Origin of the sequence: Domibacillus epiphyticus (genome assembly GCF_001975785.1) — a bacterium.
Classification (GTDB): Bacteria; Bacillota; Bacilli; order Bacillales; family Domibacillaceae; genus Domibacillus; species Domibacillus epiphyticus.
Genome location: NZ_MSFI01000015.1, coordinates 13,054 through 26,760, shown reverse-complemented (window position 1 = coordinate 26,760; position 13,707 = coordinate 13,054). Strand labels below are relative to the sequence as shown.

The 13,707-nt window shown below is 43.3% G+C and carries 11 protein-coding genes and 2 tRNA genes; 11 read left to right on the top strand and 2 right to left on the bottom strand.

Annotated features, from left to right (window positions below):
- Positions 1-69 precede the first annotated feature (69 nt).
- The 10 genes from mfd to BTO28_RS10110 all read left to right on the top strand — a co-directional run bounded on the left by mfd (position 70) and on the right by BTO28_RS10110 (position 10,772).
- A complete protein-coding gene (gene mfd, locus BTO28_RS10155; RefSeq protein WP_076765904.1) occupies positions 70-3,591 on the top strand; it encodes a transcription-repair coupling factor in 3,522 nt (1,173 codons plus the stop codon).
- Positions 3,592-3,681: 90 nt separating this feature from the next.
- Positions 3,682-4,218, top strand: coding sequence for a stage V sporulation protein T (spoVT, locus tag BTO28_RS10150; protein ID WP_076765902.1), 537 nt, complete (start codon positions 3,682-3,684; stop codon positions 4,216-4,218).
- 79 nt (positions 4,219-4,297) lie between these two features.
- Entirely contained in the window at positions 4,298-5,857 is a 1,560-nt protein-coding gene (locus BTO28_RS10145; RefSeq protein WP_076765900.1) for a putative polysaccharide biosynthesis protein, read from the top strand.
- Positions 5,858-5,863: 6 nt separating this feature from the next.
- The gene (yabN, locus tag BTO28_RS10140) at positions 5,864-7,333 is read left to right on the top strand and encodes a bifunctional methyltransferase/pyrophosphohydrolase YabN (protein ID WP_076765898.1); all 1,470 of its coding nucleotides are present in this window, start codon (positions 5,864-5,866) and stop codon (positions 7,331-7,333) included.
- Positions 7,330-7,590 (top strand): RNA-binding S4 domain-containing protein, encoded by a 261-nt coding sequence (locus tag BTO28_RS10135; RefSeq protein ID WP_076765896.1) that lies wholly within the window; start codon positions 7,330-7,332, stop codon positions 7,588-7,590. Before yabN ends, BTO28_RS10135 begins: the two co-directional genes overlap by 4 nt.
- A gap of 247 nt (positions 7,591-7,837) precedes the next feature.
- Complete coding sequence (locus BTO28_RS10130; RefSeq protein WP_233129866.1) at positions 7,838-8,092, top strand: YabP/YqfC family sporulation protein; 255 nt, start codon at positions 7,838-7,840, stop codon at positions 8,090-8,092.
- A complete protein-coding gene (gene yabQ, locus BTO28_RS10125; RefSeq protein WP_076765892.1) occupies positions 8,089-8,559 on the top strand; it encodes a spore cortex biosynthesis protein YabQ in 471 nt (156 codons plus the stop codon). Before BTO28_RS10130 ends, yabQ begins: the two co-directional genes overlap by 4 nt.
- 17 nt (positions 8,560-8,576) lie before the next feature.
- Positions 8,577-8,975 carry an FtsB family cell division protein gene (locus BTO28_RS10120; protein ID WP_076765890.1) on the top strand — a complete coding sequence of 133 codons (399 nt, stop codon included), beginning with the start codon at positions 8,577-8,579 and terminating at the stop codon, positions 8,973-8,975.
- An 86-nt stretch (positions 8,976-9,061) separates the two neighbouring features.
- A complete protein-coding gene (locus BTO28_RS10115; protein ID WP_076765888.1) occupies positions 9,062-9,502 on the top strand; it encodes a S1 domain-containing RNA-binding protein in 441 nt (146 codons plus the stop codon).
- 193 nt (positions 9,503-9,695) lie between these two features.
- On the top strand, positions 9,696-10,772 hold the full coding sequence (locus BTO28_RS10110; RefSeq protein WP_076765886.1) for a dipeptide epimerase: 1,077 nt from the start codon (positions 9,696-9,698) through the stop codon (positions 10,770-10,772).
- Positions 10,773-10,817: 45 nt separating this feature from the next.
- Here BTO28_RS10110 and BTO28_RS10105 read toward each other — a convergent pair.
- A tRNA-Glu gene (locus BTO28_RS10105) sits at positions 10,818-10,889 on the bottom strand.
- Between the two features lie 75 nt (positions 10,890-10,964).
- Positions 10,965-11,038 (bottom strand) — tRNA-Met (locus BTO28_RS10100).
- A gap of 188 nt (positions 11,039-11,226) precedes the next feature.
- Here BTO28_RS10100 and spoIIE point away from each other — a divergent pair.
- Positions 11,227-13,701 carry a stage II sporulation protein E gene (spoIIE, locus tag BTO28_RS10095; protein WP_076765883.1) on the top strand — a complete coding sequence of 825 codons (2,475 nt, stop codon included), beginning with the start codon at positions 11,227-11,229 and terminating at the stop codon, positions 13,699-13,701.
- Positions 13,702-13,707: the final 6 nt, after the last annotated feature.

Below are 13,707 nucleotides of genomic sequence, written 5' to 3'. Positions count from 1 at the left end.
GCAATAAAAAAGCTTTGGGCGTATGCTCCAAAGCGTTTTTCTGTTTTGGATAGAGAGGGGGTCCCAACTATGAACAATTTACTTGAACTATTTTTGAAAAATGAAGAAGCGCAGTCGGTGATAAACGGGATGGAAGCAGGCATGAGAGAACAGCTTGCTGCCGGGCTGTCTGGCTCGCTGCGGGCGGTTTTTGCGGCTGCCGCGTACCGAAAACTGAAAAAGCCGGTCATGATTGTCACATACAATATGCTTCAGGCGCAAAAGCTATATGATGACCTGACCCAATTTACGTCTGAAGATGACGTTTATTTATACGCCGCGAATGAATTAATTGCTGCCGAAATTAGTATTTCGAGTCCTGAACTAAGGGCGCAGCGAATTGACATGCTGAATCATCTCGTTTTGGATGGTACAGGCATTTATATCGTTCCAGCTGCGGGTCTTAAAAAACTGCTTCCGGCGAAAGAGACGTGGAAGCGACTTCAAAAAACGTTTGAAGTAGGTGAAGATGTTGATCTTGCATCCCTCAAGCAAGAGCTTGTGGAAATGGGCTATGAACGGGCTGATATGGTTTATGCACCAGGCGAGTTCAGCATTCGGGGAGGCATTGTAGATATTTATCCCCTAACCTTTGAACATCCGATCCGTATTGAATTGTTTGATACAGAAATTGATTCCATTCGGACATTTGCACTCGATACTCAGCGTTCCATTGACAGCATGAAAACCGTATTAATTGGTCCGGCTGAGGAAATGCCGGCATCGACAAAAGAACTTGCAGCACTTGCCGGCCGTCTTGAACAGTCACTGGCTGACACAGTAAAAAAAATCGGCAGTCCGGAAGTGAAAAAGCATCTCAATACGTACATTGGAGCCGATATTGAAAAGTTAAAAGAAGGGGTCCGCATTAATGAAATCGGTAAATATACATCTTTGCTGTATAACGAGACGGCTGTTGTAACATCTTATTTACCGGAAGATGGCGTGATCTTTTTTGATGAAATGAGCCGTATTAAAGAAATAAGCGAGTCGCTTGAGAAAGAAGAAGCAGAATGGTATACAGCACTTATTGAAGAGGGAAAAGCAGTGCATGGATTGAAACTCGCCTATTCGCTGCAGGAAGCAGTGCAGTCAGTCCGTCAGACGTCTGTTTATTTATCGCTCTTTATGCGCCAAACTGCTGGCGGCAAGCCGGAAAACATCGTCAATTTTTCTGCTCGCCCAATGCAAAATTTCCATGGACAGATGAATGTACTTGAAGCCGAGATCGATCGATGGAAAAAATCCGGCACAACCGTTTTGTTTTTAGGTGAAACAATGGAACGCGTTGAAAAAATAAAAGCAACGCTCGATGACTACGGCATGGAAGCAACCATGATAAAAGATCGGAATGAGGTCATTGAAGGTGTTGTCCAGACTGGACCTGGTGCATTAACATCCGGGTTTGAATTTCCGCTTTTAAAACTCGCCGTCATTACGGAGCAGGAATTGTTTAATAAAAAAGCTCCGAAAAGCAAAAGGCGCCAGAAACTATCAAATGCTGAGCGTATTAAAAGCTATTCCGAGCTAAAAACAGGTGATTATGTTGTTCACGTTAATCATGGAATCGGGAAGTATCTCGGCATTGAAACACTCGAGATTAACGGTATTCATAAAGATTATTTAAAGATCAAGTACCAGGGGACCGATGAATTATTTGTCCCGGTAGAGCAAATTGAACTCGTTCAAAAATATGTCGGTTCGGAAGGAAAAGAACCGAAAATATATAAACTCGGCGGCAGTGAATGGAAACGGGTGAAAAAGAAAGTCGAGTCTTCTGTGCAAGACATTGCCGATGACTTATTAAAGTTGTATGCCGAGCGTGAAGCGGCAAGGGGATATGCTTTTTCACCCGATGGTGATATGCAGCGTGAATTTGAATCTGCATTTCCATATGAGGAAACGGAGGATCAGCTTCGTTCTATTCAAGAAATTAAACACGATATGGAACGAGAACAGCCAATGGACCGCCTTCTATGCGGCGACGTTGGCTACGGCAAAACAGAAGTCGCAATCCGCGCTGCATTTAAAGCAACAGCGGATGGAAAGCAAGTTGCAATTCTAGTCCCGACTACGATTCTGGCTCAGCAGCATTATGAAACGTTAAAAGAACGCCTGCAGGACTTTCCTGTAAAAGTCGGGCTTTTAAGCCGCTTCCGGACCCGAAAGCAACAAACGGAAACGTTGAAGGGATTGAAGGCAGGGACAGTTGATATTGTCATTGGCACACACCGTCTCTTATCAAAAGATGTTCAGTATCATGATCTCGGCTTGCTTATCGTCGATGAGGAGCAACGGTTCGGTGTAACGCATAAAGAAAAAATTAAACGGCTGAAAACAAATGTTGATGTTTTAACATTAACGGCGACACCGATACCCCGGACACTTCATATGTCGATGCTCGGTGTACGTGACTTATCGGTCATTGAAACGCCGCCGGAAAACCGTTTTCCGGTACAGACGTATGTCGTTGAACATAATCTGGGTCTTGTTCGTGAAGCAGCAGAACGGGAAATCGCACGTGGGGGTCAGGTGTTCTACTTATATAATCGGGTCGAGGATATTGAACGCCGTGCCGATGAAATATCGATGCTTGTGCCGGATGCACGCGTTACGTATGCACATGGACAGATGACAGAAACAGAACTAGAAGCGGTCATTCTTGGCTTTTTAGAAGGAGAATTTGATGTTCTGGTCACAACGACCATTATTGAAACAGGCGTGGATATCCCGAACGTTAACACGCTTATTGTGCATGATGCGGATCGGATGGGTCTTTCCCAGCTCTATCAAATACGCGGACGCGTTGGACGTTCCAATCGCGTGGCGTATTCGTATTTTATGTACCGAAAAGACAAAGTACTATCGGAACCGGCGGAAAAACGGCTCCAGTCTATTAAAGAATTCACAGAACTCGGGTCTGGTTTTAAAATTGCGATGCGCGACTTGTCGATTCGCGGGGCAGGAAACTTGCTTGGTGCCCAACAGCATGGGTTTATAGATTCGGTTGGATTCGATCTATATTCACAAATGCTGAAAGAAGCAATTGAGCAAAAACGTGGCGGAGATACGAAGGAGACATCTCCATCATTTGAAGTGGATGTGTCATTAGATGCCTACATCCCTGATTCGTACATTGCGGACAGTGCGCAAAAAATCGATATGTACAAGCGATTCCGTTCGGCCGATTCATTTGATGAAATTGCGGAACTGAAAGAAGAAATGACGGATCGTTTCGGTGACTATCCTCCTCAAGTGGCGGACTTATTTAAAGTAGCTGAATTAAAAGTACATGCAGTGAAAACAAAGCTCGAATCAATGAAACAGTTAAAAGATCAGGTAATCATTTTAATGAGCACCGAGGGAACGAATGAAATCAATGGCTCGAAAGTAGTGGCTATTTGCAACAAGTATGGCCGTATGTGCGGACTCGGCATGGAAGATCAAAAACTAAAAATTACGATCGATATTAAAAAAGCGCCGGAACAAGGCTGGTTTAATGCTGCGTATGAATTGATCAGTGAGCTCGGGACCGCAAAAAAACAAGCGTAACTACATGTATAGAATGCTTCCATTGAAAGATACTAACACCATAGTAAAAGGTTTCGATATTTTTTATGGTGAAAGAGAGGCATCTGAAACATGAAAGCTACAGGAATTGTTCGCCGTATTGATGATCTTGGCCGCGTGGTCATTCCGAAAGAAATACGCCGCACCCTCCGCATTCGTGAAGGAGATCCGCTGGAGATTTTTGTGGACCGTGACGGAGAAGTCATATTGAAAAAATATTCACCGTTTACTGAGCTCGGTGATTTTTCACAGGAGTATGCGGAAGCGCTGTTTGACAGTCTGAATTATTCAATATTAATTTGTGATCGTGATACAGTTGTCTCTGCTGCCGGTGTGAAAAAGAAGGATTTCGTCGAACGTAAAATCGGTCAAATTGTCGAGGCTGTTATTCAAGAGCGGAGATCCGCTGAAGATAGCAGCGCACGTGAAGTAGAATTTGTCGATGGCCGTGCTGTGGAGGCTAAATCATACTTTATTGCACCGATTATTGCAGCAGGTGACGCAATCGGTGCGGTTGTTCTATTCTCAGAAGAACGAATTGCAGGAGAAGCAGAACAAAAGGCTGTTTTTGTCGCTGCCGCTTTTTTTGGCAGACAAATGGAGCGTTAACCCGGACTCCCGGCTGTGGAGCCGGGTTTTTCTTTGCAAACATGGAATAAATGAGTAAAGTAGTGACAGAGGTGGTCGCATGGAGGGAAAGAGATCATTCATAAAAGGTGCGGCGCTGTTAACCATTGCGGCATTATTTGTAAAAATATTAAGCGCAGTGTACCGTGTGCCTTTTCAAAATATAGTTGGGGATACAGGCTTCTACATTTACCAGCAAGTATATCCGTTTTACGGCATTGCAGCAGGTCTTGCTGGAGCAGGCTTTCCGGTTGTCATTTCACGTCTAGTTGCAGGTGCGGATGAAAAGACAAAACGCACACAGATCCAGACAGCTTTTTTTATGATTAGTATAATGGGGATTATTTCGTTCTTCTTTTTATTTTTTTCCGCCAATTGGATCGCAGCGGCGATGGGGGATGAACAGCTGGAACCGCTTATTCAGTTAAGTGCTTTTTTCTTTTTAGCAATGCCGTATATAACGGTCTGGCGCGGTGCATTTCAGGGTGAGGAAGAAATGATCCCGACTGCGTCATCGCAAATAGCTGAACAATCCACTCGCGTAGCCTGTATTTTATTATTTTCGCTGTACATTGTTTTTTCTGGCCGGTCTCTCTATGAGGCCGGGTTTGGTGCAGTTGCAGGTTCATTGCTTGGCATGATAGCGTCAATTATTGTCATGTGGTTGTTTAGCAGGAAAAAGAAAATGTTCATCCCGTTTCAAGTAGATCGTAACGTAATGAAAATAATTCTGATTAGAGGCAGTGCTATTTGTTTTTCTTCCTTAACACTCGTGCTGCTTCAGCTTGCTGATTCGTTTCAGTTATACATAGGGCTCGTAACATCAGGCATACCTGATGATGCAGCAAAAGAATGGAAAGGGATTTATGACCGCGGACAGCCGCTGCTTCAACTCGGAGTTGTGGCTGCGGTTTCCATTGCGTTAACGGTCGTGCCGCTCCTATCGAAAGCGGCAAAAGAAAAAGATAATCCCGAAGTTTCCTTGTACAGCCAGATGGCACTCCGAATCAGTTTTTCACTCGGTCTTGCAGCTTCAAGTGGTCTGGTGTCTTTAATGGCACCGCTTAACATGATGTTATTTGAAACAAAGGATGGTTCAGGAGTATTAGCTATATTCGCGGTATCCATCTTTTTTTATTCGATTATGTCAACGATGAGTGCTATATTCCAGGGGATCGGCAATGACTGGATTCCGGCAGCAGGCACAGCGATAGCCCTTGTTTTTAAATGGACAATGAATGCTTTGTTTATTCCTATATATGGCTTATACGGTGCATCCATTTCCACAGTGGTCTCTTTGCTCGCTGGTGTGCTGTTTTTGTCGGTCATGTTAAAAAAACATCAAAAAGAGCCGCTGTTTACCGGGAAGTTTATATTCAAAACGTCCATGGTCTCCATTGTTATGGCAGGTGTTATTTTCTTTGCTGTTCGATTACTACTGCCAGAAGAGGCTGGGCGTGTGATGAATGGAGTAATTGCCATTGGCGGGACGCTGTTCGGAGCCTGTCTGTTTTTCTTTTTCATGGTAAAATGGGAAGTATTAAATGAAGATGAACTGCGAATTTTGCCATTTGGATCGAAAATCATCCATTGGACTGCGAAACGCAATATGAGGATGTGACATGCAATGACGAGAAAAATTACAATTGTTGGACTTGGCGCGGCTGACCTAGAACAAATGCCGCTTGGTGTATACCGTCTCTTAAAAGAATCAAATACAGTATGGCTAAGAACGAAGGAGCATCCAGTTGTATCCGTCTTACAATCAGAAGGGGTTCATTTTGAAAGCTTTGACGATGTGTATGAGCGTCATGACCGCTTTGAGGATGTATATGATGAAATTGTTGAACAGCTCATTGAAAAATCGGCAGTTGAACCCATTTTATACGCAGTCCCTGGTCATCCGATGGCTGCAGAAAAGACCGTCCAGCTGCTGCTTGAACGAAAGCGTACGGGTGAAGTCGATGTCGTTATTGCCGGAGGTCACAGTTTTCTGGATGCGCTGTTTGCCAGTATTGAAATTGATCCTGCAGACGGCTTTCAATTGCTCGATGGGACAGCGTTGCACCGTGATCACATTCACATTTTCGGTCATGTCATTATCGCGCAGGTGTACGACTCTTTTGTAGCGTCTGATGTGAAGCTGACGCTGATGGAAAAGTATCCGGATGAACATGAAGTGACAATCGTAACCGCAGCTGGAAGTGAAAATGAAGTTCAGAAAACTGTTCCGCTTTATGAACTTGACCATGCCGTGTCACTTAATAATTTAACGAGCGTGTACGTACCCCCAATTAAAAAAGAGGAAGATACGTACCGGGAATTTTCGGTCGTGCGCAGCATTATCGCACGTCTGCGAGACCCGGATGGAGGGTGTCCATGGGATTTGAAACAGACACACTCCTCACTGAAAAAATATTTAATTGAAGAAACATACGAACTTTTTGAGACCATTGATGAAGAAGATGACGATGCGATGGTCGGAGAACTGGGTGATGTGCTTCTCCAGGTGCTGCTGCATGCACAAATTGGCGAGGATGAAGGCATGTTTACCATTGAAGATGTTATTCAATCTATCTCATCGAAAATGGTCCGCCGTCATCCGCATGTCTTTGGCGATGCAAGTGCAGAAACAATCGATGACGTGAAAGCGAACTGGCAGGCCATAAAAGCAGAGGAAAAAGGGAATATACAGGAACGCTGGCTCGATGGGATTTCGAAAGGACTGCCGGCATTGATTTCGGCGTATGAAATTCAGAAAAAAGCAGCGAAGGCAGGGTTTGATTGGGACTCAGCTGCAGGTGCAATTGAAAAAGTAAAAGAGGAATGGGCGGAGTTTCTCGCAGAAACAGAAGCGGGTGACGCTTCCCGTATGAATGAAGAATTTGGTGATCTCCTATTTTCACTTATTAATGTGGCGCGTTTCTACGATATTCACCCAGAAGAATCTCTTACTTCTGTCAATAGTAAGTTTCGGCGCCGTTTTGAATTTATAGAGGACCGTGTAATAGAAAGCGGCAGACCGTATTCGGCATATACACTGGACGAGCTTGATTCATTGTGGAATGAAGCGAAAAAAGAGGAGAGACGAACATGAGACTGGATAAATTTTTAAAAGTATCACGTATTATTAAACGCCGCACACTGGCAAAAGAAGTGGCTGACCAGGGCCGGATTTTAATTAACGGAATAGAAGGGAAAGCAAGTTCAAATGTAAAGCTTGGTGATGAACTGACAATCCGCCTCGGCCGCCGTATTATGACGGTCCGCGTAGAAAGGCTGCTTGATACAACGAAAAAAGAAGAAGCAGCAGGCATGTATGAAGTGTTAAAAGAAGAACAGCTATCCGAGTAAAATAGAAAGCATGCTACAGAGCGAATACATCAGGCTGTCGGCCAAGTCGACAGCCGTTTTTTTATACCGAATTAGCAATCAAGATATTGTGCCGCTACAATCAAGAAGCAGCTAATAAAGCTAAAACAAAAAGACAAAAACCCCATTTTCGCATTCGCTACAGAGCGAATGCTTTTTTCATAATACCGACGATGATTGCATATTGTTTTAGATAGGAACAACACGGAAGGGGATGAACAATGTGGATATGAAGCAGGAGCATACAGTGAGTATGGCAGGACGGAAAACCGTTGAACTAACGGGGGTTCAGCAGGTGGAGCGATTTGACAGTTCGGAATTTTTGCTGCAGACAGTGATGGGAAAATTAAAGGTGCGCGGCAGCGGGCTAAAAATGAAGCATTTTGATACCGTTAATAAAAAAGCAGCAATTGAAGGCCGGATCAGTTCGTTTTTGTATGTGGACAGCAGTGCGGGGAAATCATTTTTCAAACGGTCAAAATGAATCTCGATACACAAGTCCAAACAGCACTTTTGATGGCTGCAATGGGTATTTGTTTTGGAATGCTGCTTGATGTGTACCGTCGGATCAGACCCAAAAAGATCTATCTGCTTTTTTTCAGCGATAGTCTATTCTGGACCGGTTATGCGATTTCGTTATTTACCGCCTTGTATCACGTCAATTCAGGACAAGTAAGGCTCCAATTCTTTCTATTTTTGTTGTTTGGTTTAGTTGTTTATTTCCTTTTCTTCAGGCGTATTTTTCTTCCTGTTATTCAAGCTGTTTTTTTCTTATTTGGATTAGTTGTAACAATGATTAAAACAATCGTATCTATTTTTATTATCGCACCTGTTCGTTTCTTAGCAAAAATTGTGGTTTCCCTTGTCAGAATGAGTCATTTTCTATTATTATGGATAGTAAAGACCATCTTATTACGACCGTTGGCGGCAATTGGCCGTTTGAAAAAATAAATGTTGGAGGAACTCCGATGCGCGGATTGAACCGGGAAAAAGTGTCATCGTTGAAAAACGCGTTCATATCGACTCAAGAAAAAAAATCAATGTTTCAATTACGGCAAAAAAGAAAACTCATGCGGAGATTGACAGCGTTTGGGGTGATCGCACTTATTGTTCTTGGTGCGATGATGTCCGCTGTTGCAACACAATCTACGAGTCTAGAAGCAAAAGAGGAAAAACTTGCTGAAGCAAAACAGCAGCTGGCTGAACTGGAAAAGCAGGAAAAACAATCGGAAGAAGAACTGGAACGGCTAAAGGACGACGAGTATATTGCGGATCTTGCCCGGAAAGACTATTTTCTGTCTGAAGAAGGGGAAATTATCTTTAATATTCCTGAATCGGATCAAAAAGAGCAGCAAGTGAAAGAGTAAGAAAGCAGTGTCTTATTGACACTCTTTTTTTACGTACTATAATATTAAGTAAAGTTCGAACAATTTTAAGGAGGAACAATTTTTTTATGTCAATCGAAGTGGGCAGCAAGTTACAGGGTAAAGTAACCGGCATTACAAAGTTTGGTGCGTTCGTTGAATTGCCGGGAGGTTCGACTGGTCTCGTTCACATTAGTGAAGTGGCGGATAATTATGTCAAAGACATTAATGATCACCTGACTGTCGGCGATGAAGTGGAAGTAAAAGTATTGAATGTTGAGAAAGACGGTAAAATCGGTTTATCCATTCGTAAAGCAAAAGATAATCCGGCGCCGCAAACGCAATATCGTCCGCGTCCACAACGCCAGGGTGATTTCCGTCAAAAAGGACCGCGTGGTGGTGGACAACCGCCAGTCGAGAACTTTGAGTCGAAAATGGCCCGTTTCTTGAAAGACAGCGAAGAACGCATTTCAACGTTAAAGCGTCAAACGGACTCTCGCCGCGGAGGAAGAGGCGGAAGACGAGGCTAACGTTGCTGCCTGTCGATATATAATTAGAATTTTTCAATGGATCTGAATAGTTACATTCAGGTCCATTTTTTTATGTGTTTAATAATTATCTATTATAGTAAAGGTTGAAGTAAAAGAATCAAAATTGGGGTTCTATGGAGAAGAGTAAAGCGATATTGTAAATCATCATCCTGTTTTTGATGGAGGGATATGATTGAAAATAACGAGAGTAGAGGTAAAAAAACGGCGCTTGAAGTTAAAAAAACCGTTCGTGACTGCATTGAGGGCAGTGAATGATATTGAAATCGTTATGATGCGCATAGAACTAGAAAACGGGATGTTTGGAATTGGTACAGCATCGCCGGCTGCCGTCATCACAGGGGAAACGATTCAAAGCATGGAATCGATAGTGAAAAATATTCTTATCCCAAGGTTCATAGGGAGAAATATTTTACAAATATCGAGTCTTTCAAGAGCCGTTCAATCATCATGCATCGGCAATACAAGTGCAAAAGCAGGTTTTGAATTGGCGTTGTTCGATACGTATTCTAAGCTTTTGGGACTTCCTCTTTATCAGGTGCTAGGAGGGGAAACCAATGTTCTTGAAAATGATTTGACAATCAGCATTAATGAGACGGAGACAATGGTTGAAGATTCTTTGGCAGGTGTTGAAAAAGGGTTTAAAACACTGAAAATAAAAGCTGGGATTGATGGACGGAAAGATGTTGAAAGAATAAAAGCGATACGTGAGGCGGTTGGGCCATCTATTCAAATTCGCATAGACGCTAATCAAGGCTGGGGTAAAAAAGAAGCGGTAAAAATTATTAACGGATGGGAAGATGCTTGTTTACAAATTGAACTAATCGAACAGCCTGTTCCAGCAGGCGATATAGATTCATTAAAATATGTGACAGATCAAGTGTATACACCAATTATGGCTGATGAAAGTGTATTTTCCCCCGATCAGGCGCTGGAATTAATTCAAAAGAAGGCGGTGGATTTGTTAAACATTAAGCTAATGAAAACGGGGGGAATTGTCCGCGCCATGCAAATTGCCGATATAGCGGAAGCCGGTGGAATACCGTGTATGATGGGAAGCATGATGGAAAGCGTCCCGGGTGTTTTGGCGGCTGCCCATCTAGCCTGTGCTCATCCGAACATTGTAAAAATTGATCTTGATGCACCGTTATGGTTGGAGGACAACGATGACAAAATGTCTCCTTTTCAAGGACCGATTATTAAATTAAATGAAAATCCAGGGATCGGGTACGACTTTTTTACATTAAATTAAAAGAAAAAAGGATCAGCGAGCTATGCTCGCCGATCCTTTTTGAGATGACCCCTACGGGATTCGAACCCGTGTTACCGCCGTGAAAGGGCGGTGTCTTAACCGCTTGACCAAGGGGCCTTATTATTATTATCTGCTTCAACGAACAGCTTCTCGTGTTATAAACAACTAAACAGTCGTTACAGCCAACCATTATAGCGGCGGAGGGGATCGAACCCCCGACCTCACGGGTATGAACCGTACGCTCTAGCCAGCTGAGCTACACCGCCAAATAACGCGCTTTCTCTTACAGCACAATGAATATAATAACTGCAGGCGAATGAAATGTCAACATTATTTTTTATAAATGATGTAATTTTGTCGAACGATTTTTTGGGAAAATTTCCTTCGTTTGACAAAGTTTGAAGCCGCTTTCTTTTATACTTCATCGTAATAATAAAAAGGGGAGTGGGTTGAGTTGCAAAAAGCAGAGCACGGGGTGACAGGAAAAGTAGTTCTCGACCGGAAATGGAGCAGCGGGTTGGCGGGGAAAACAGCTTTTTATTTACTTGATCGCGGCTGGATATTGTTTCCGGCGGGCTTTTTATTTGGACGGGCTTTATTGCTTTCGCAGCTATCTCCATTTGCCCTTTCTTTTTTCGCGGCTGTTTTTGTTATGAGAAAAGATATGGCTCCACGGGTGTTTGTGTCAGTTCTCGCAGGGGCATTTTCAGTTTCAGCGCTGAATGTGGCCAGCACCTTCATGGTTTTACTTTGTTTCCTTGTTTTACACCGCATATTTAAATCTCTTCATAAAGGAGAAACAGCACCCATTCCGTTTTTTGTCTTTTTCACGACTCTTGCCGTAAAAAGTGTTTTTGCCTATATGGTTAATGGTCAGGAATTTTTGCCAGCGTATGATCTTGTTCTGGCTGCTGTGGAAGCATCACTTGCATTCGTGCTGACACTTATCTTTATGCAATGTATCCCGTTTTTATCCTTGTCTGGACGAATTCGCACGTTAAAAACAGAAGAATGGATCGGAATCCTTATTGTATTCGCATCAGCGGCGACTGGATTGGTTGGATGGTCAATAGGCGGTCTTGCGGCAGATCATATTGCAGCCAGGTATCTTGTCACAACCATTTCTTTCTTATCCGGTGCGGCGTTTGGATCAGCAGCCGGTGTTGTGAGCGGGCTTATTTTAAGTTTAGCCGGGATCAATGATTTTCATGAAATGAGTATTCTTGCCTTTGCAGGGCTTCTAGGCGGCTTATTTAAAGAATGGAAACGGGGCGGAGCGGTTTCCGGGTTAATGGCTGCTACTGTGCTGGCCGGCTTTTACGGGGAAGGAAATGTAACGAATATGACGGCTTTTTATGAATCAGCCGCAGCGGCACTATTATTATTTATGACGCCAAAAACGTGGACAGACCATGTGTCAAAATTAATCCCTGGAACGGCGGAACATTCGATTGAACAACAGAGGTATTTGAGAAAAATAAGAGATGTAACCGCAGACAGGATGGATCAGTTTTCAGATTTATTTGATGCCTTAGCACACAGTTTTTCGCAGTCAGAGCACAGGCAGGAAGGAGAAGAACGAGAGATTGATTTGTTTTTAAGCGGCATTACGGCAAAAACGTGTCAAACGTGCTTCAAAAAAGAACAGTGCTGGGCATATCAATTTGAAGAAACGTATGAGCTAATGAAAAATGTGCTGGAGGAAGCCGATGCAGGAAAGGAGTTCTTGTCTCCAAAACTTTCAAAAGAGCTTGAGAGCCGATGTTTCCGTCCAAACCGTGTGGAAGAAGAGATCCGCTCACAGCTGACATACTACCGTGCGAATAAAAAGTTAAAACAGCAAATGCGGGATAGCCGGAAAATTGTGGCGGATCAGCTAGAAGGCGTGTCCAAAGTGATGAGAGATTTTGCTAAGGAAATGCAGCGTGAAGAAGCAACACATTGTACACAGGAAGAAAAGATAACGTCTGCGATCGAATCATTTGGAATGGAAATTACCGATATTGACGTATTTAGTGTTCAAAAAGGCGCGATTGATATCGAAATGACGATCCCATATTCAAAAGGGCACGGCGAAAGTGAAAAGATCATTGCACCGATTTTATCCGATTTATTGGATGAATATATCATCGTTGTCCGTGAACAGGAGGACGGCTCTGGTGTAAGAAGCGTATTTCGATCCGCAAAAGCATTCCGTGTGGTGACAGGTCTAGCTCATGCGGCCAAAGGGGGTGGACTCGTATCAGGTGATTCGTATTCAGCGATTGAAATTGGAATCGGTAAATTTGCGCTTGCGATTAGCGATGGAATGGGTAACGGAAATCGGGCGCACGAAGAAAGCAGCGCCACAATCAGTTTATTAAAGCAAATATTGCAGTCTGGCATTGAAGAAAAAGTAGCAGTAAAATCAATTAATTCCATTTTATCATTGCGGACAACCGATGAGGTCTTTTCAACGCTCGATTTAGCTATTATTGATTTGCAGGATGCGAGAACGGTCTTTTTAAAGGTTGCATCATCCCCAAGTTTTATTAAGCGCGGCGATCAAGTACTTAAAGTAGAGGCAGGCAATATACCAATTGGCATCTTGCAGCAATTCGAAGTGGAAACGGTCCATGAACAGCTGAAATCCGGTGACTTACTGATCATGATGAGTGACGGGGTTTTTGAAGGTCCTGATTTTATTGAAAATGCGGATATGTGGATGAAGCGAAAAATTAAATCGATCGAAACGAATGATCCGCAGCAGTTTGCTGACTTATTAATGGAGGAAGTGATTCGCACACAGTCTGGCCAAATAAAAGATGATATGACTCTATGTGTAGCGCGTGTAGAGCATAACCTACCGGAATGGGCCGCAATTCCTGTTTATGATGTTGAACCGTCTGAGAAAAAGAAAAAACGTCCAACAAGACGCCGGGCTGTATAATTTTGC

Bases quoted from the DNA above. Each gene is read 5' to 3' on its own strand.
- BTO28_RS10120 (WP_076765890.1), top strand. From the start codon at position 8,577: ATGCGCGGATTGAACCGGGAAAAAGTGTCATCGTTGAAAAACGCGTTC.
- spoVT (WP_076765902.1), top strand. From the start codon at position 3,682: ATGAAAGCTACAGGAATTGTTCGCCGTATTGATGATCTTGGCCGCGTG.
- yabQ (WP_076765892.1), top strand. From the start codon at position 8,089: ATGAATCTCGATACACAAGTCCAAACAGCACTTTTGATGGCTGCAATG.
- yabN (WP_076765898.1), top strand. From the start codon at position 5,864: ATGACGAGAAAAATTACAATTGTTGGACTTGGCGCGGCTGACCTAGAA.
- mfd (WP_076765904.1), top strand. From the start codon at position 70: ATGAACAATTTACTTGAACTATTTTTGAAAAATGAAGAAGCGCAGTCG.
- BTO28_RS10130 (WP_233129866.1), top strand. From the start codon at position 7,838: ATGAAGCAGGAGCATACAGTGAGTATGGCAGGACGGAAAACCGTTGAA.
- BTO28_RS10115 (WP_076765888.1), top strand. From the start codon at position 9,062: ATGTCAATCGAAGTGGGCAGCAAGTTACAGGGTAAAGTAACCGGCATT.
- BTO28_RS10145 (WP_076765900.1), top strand. From the start codon at position 4,298: ATGGAGGGAAAGAGATCATTCATAAAAGGTGCGGCGCTGTTAACCATT.
- BTO28_RS10135 (WP_076765896.1), top strand. From the start codon at position 7,330: ATGAGACTGGATAAATTTTTAAAAGTATCACGTATTATTAAACGCCGC.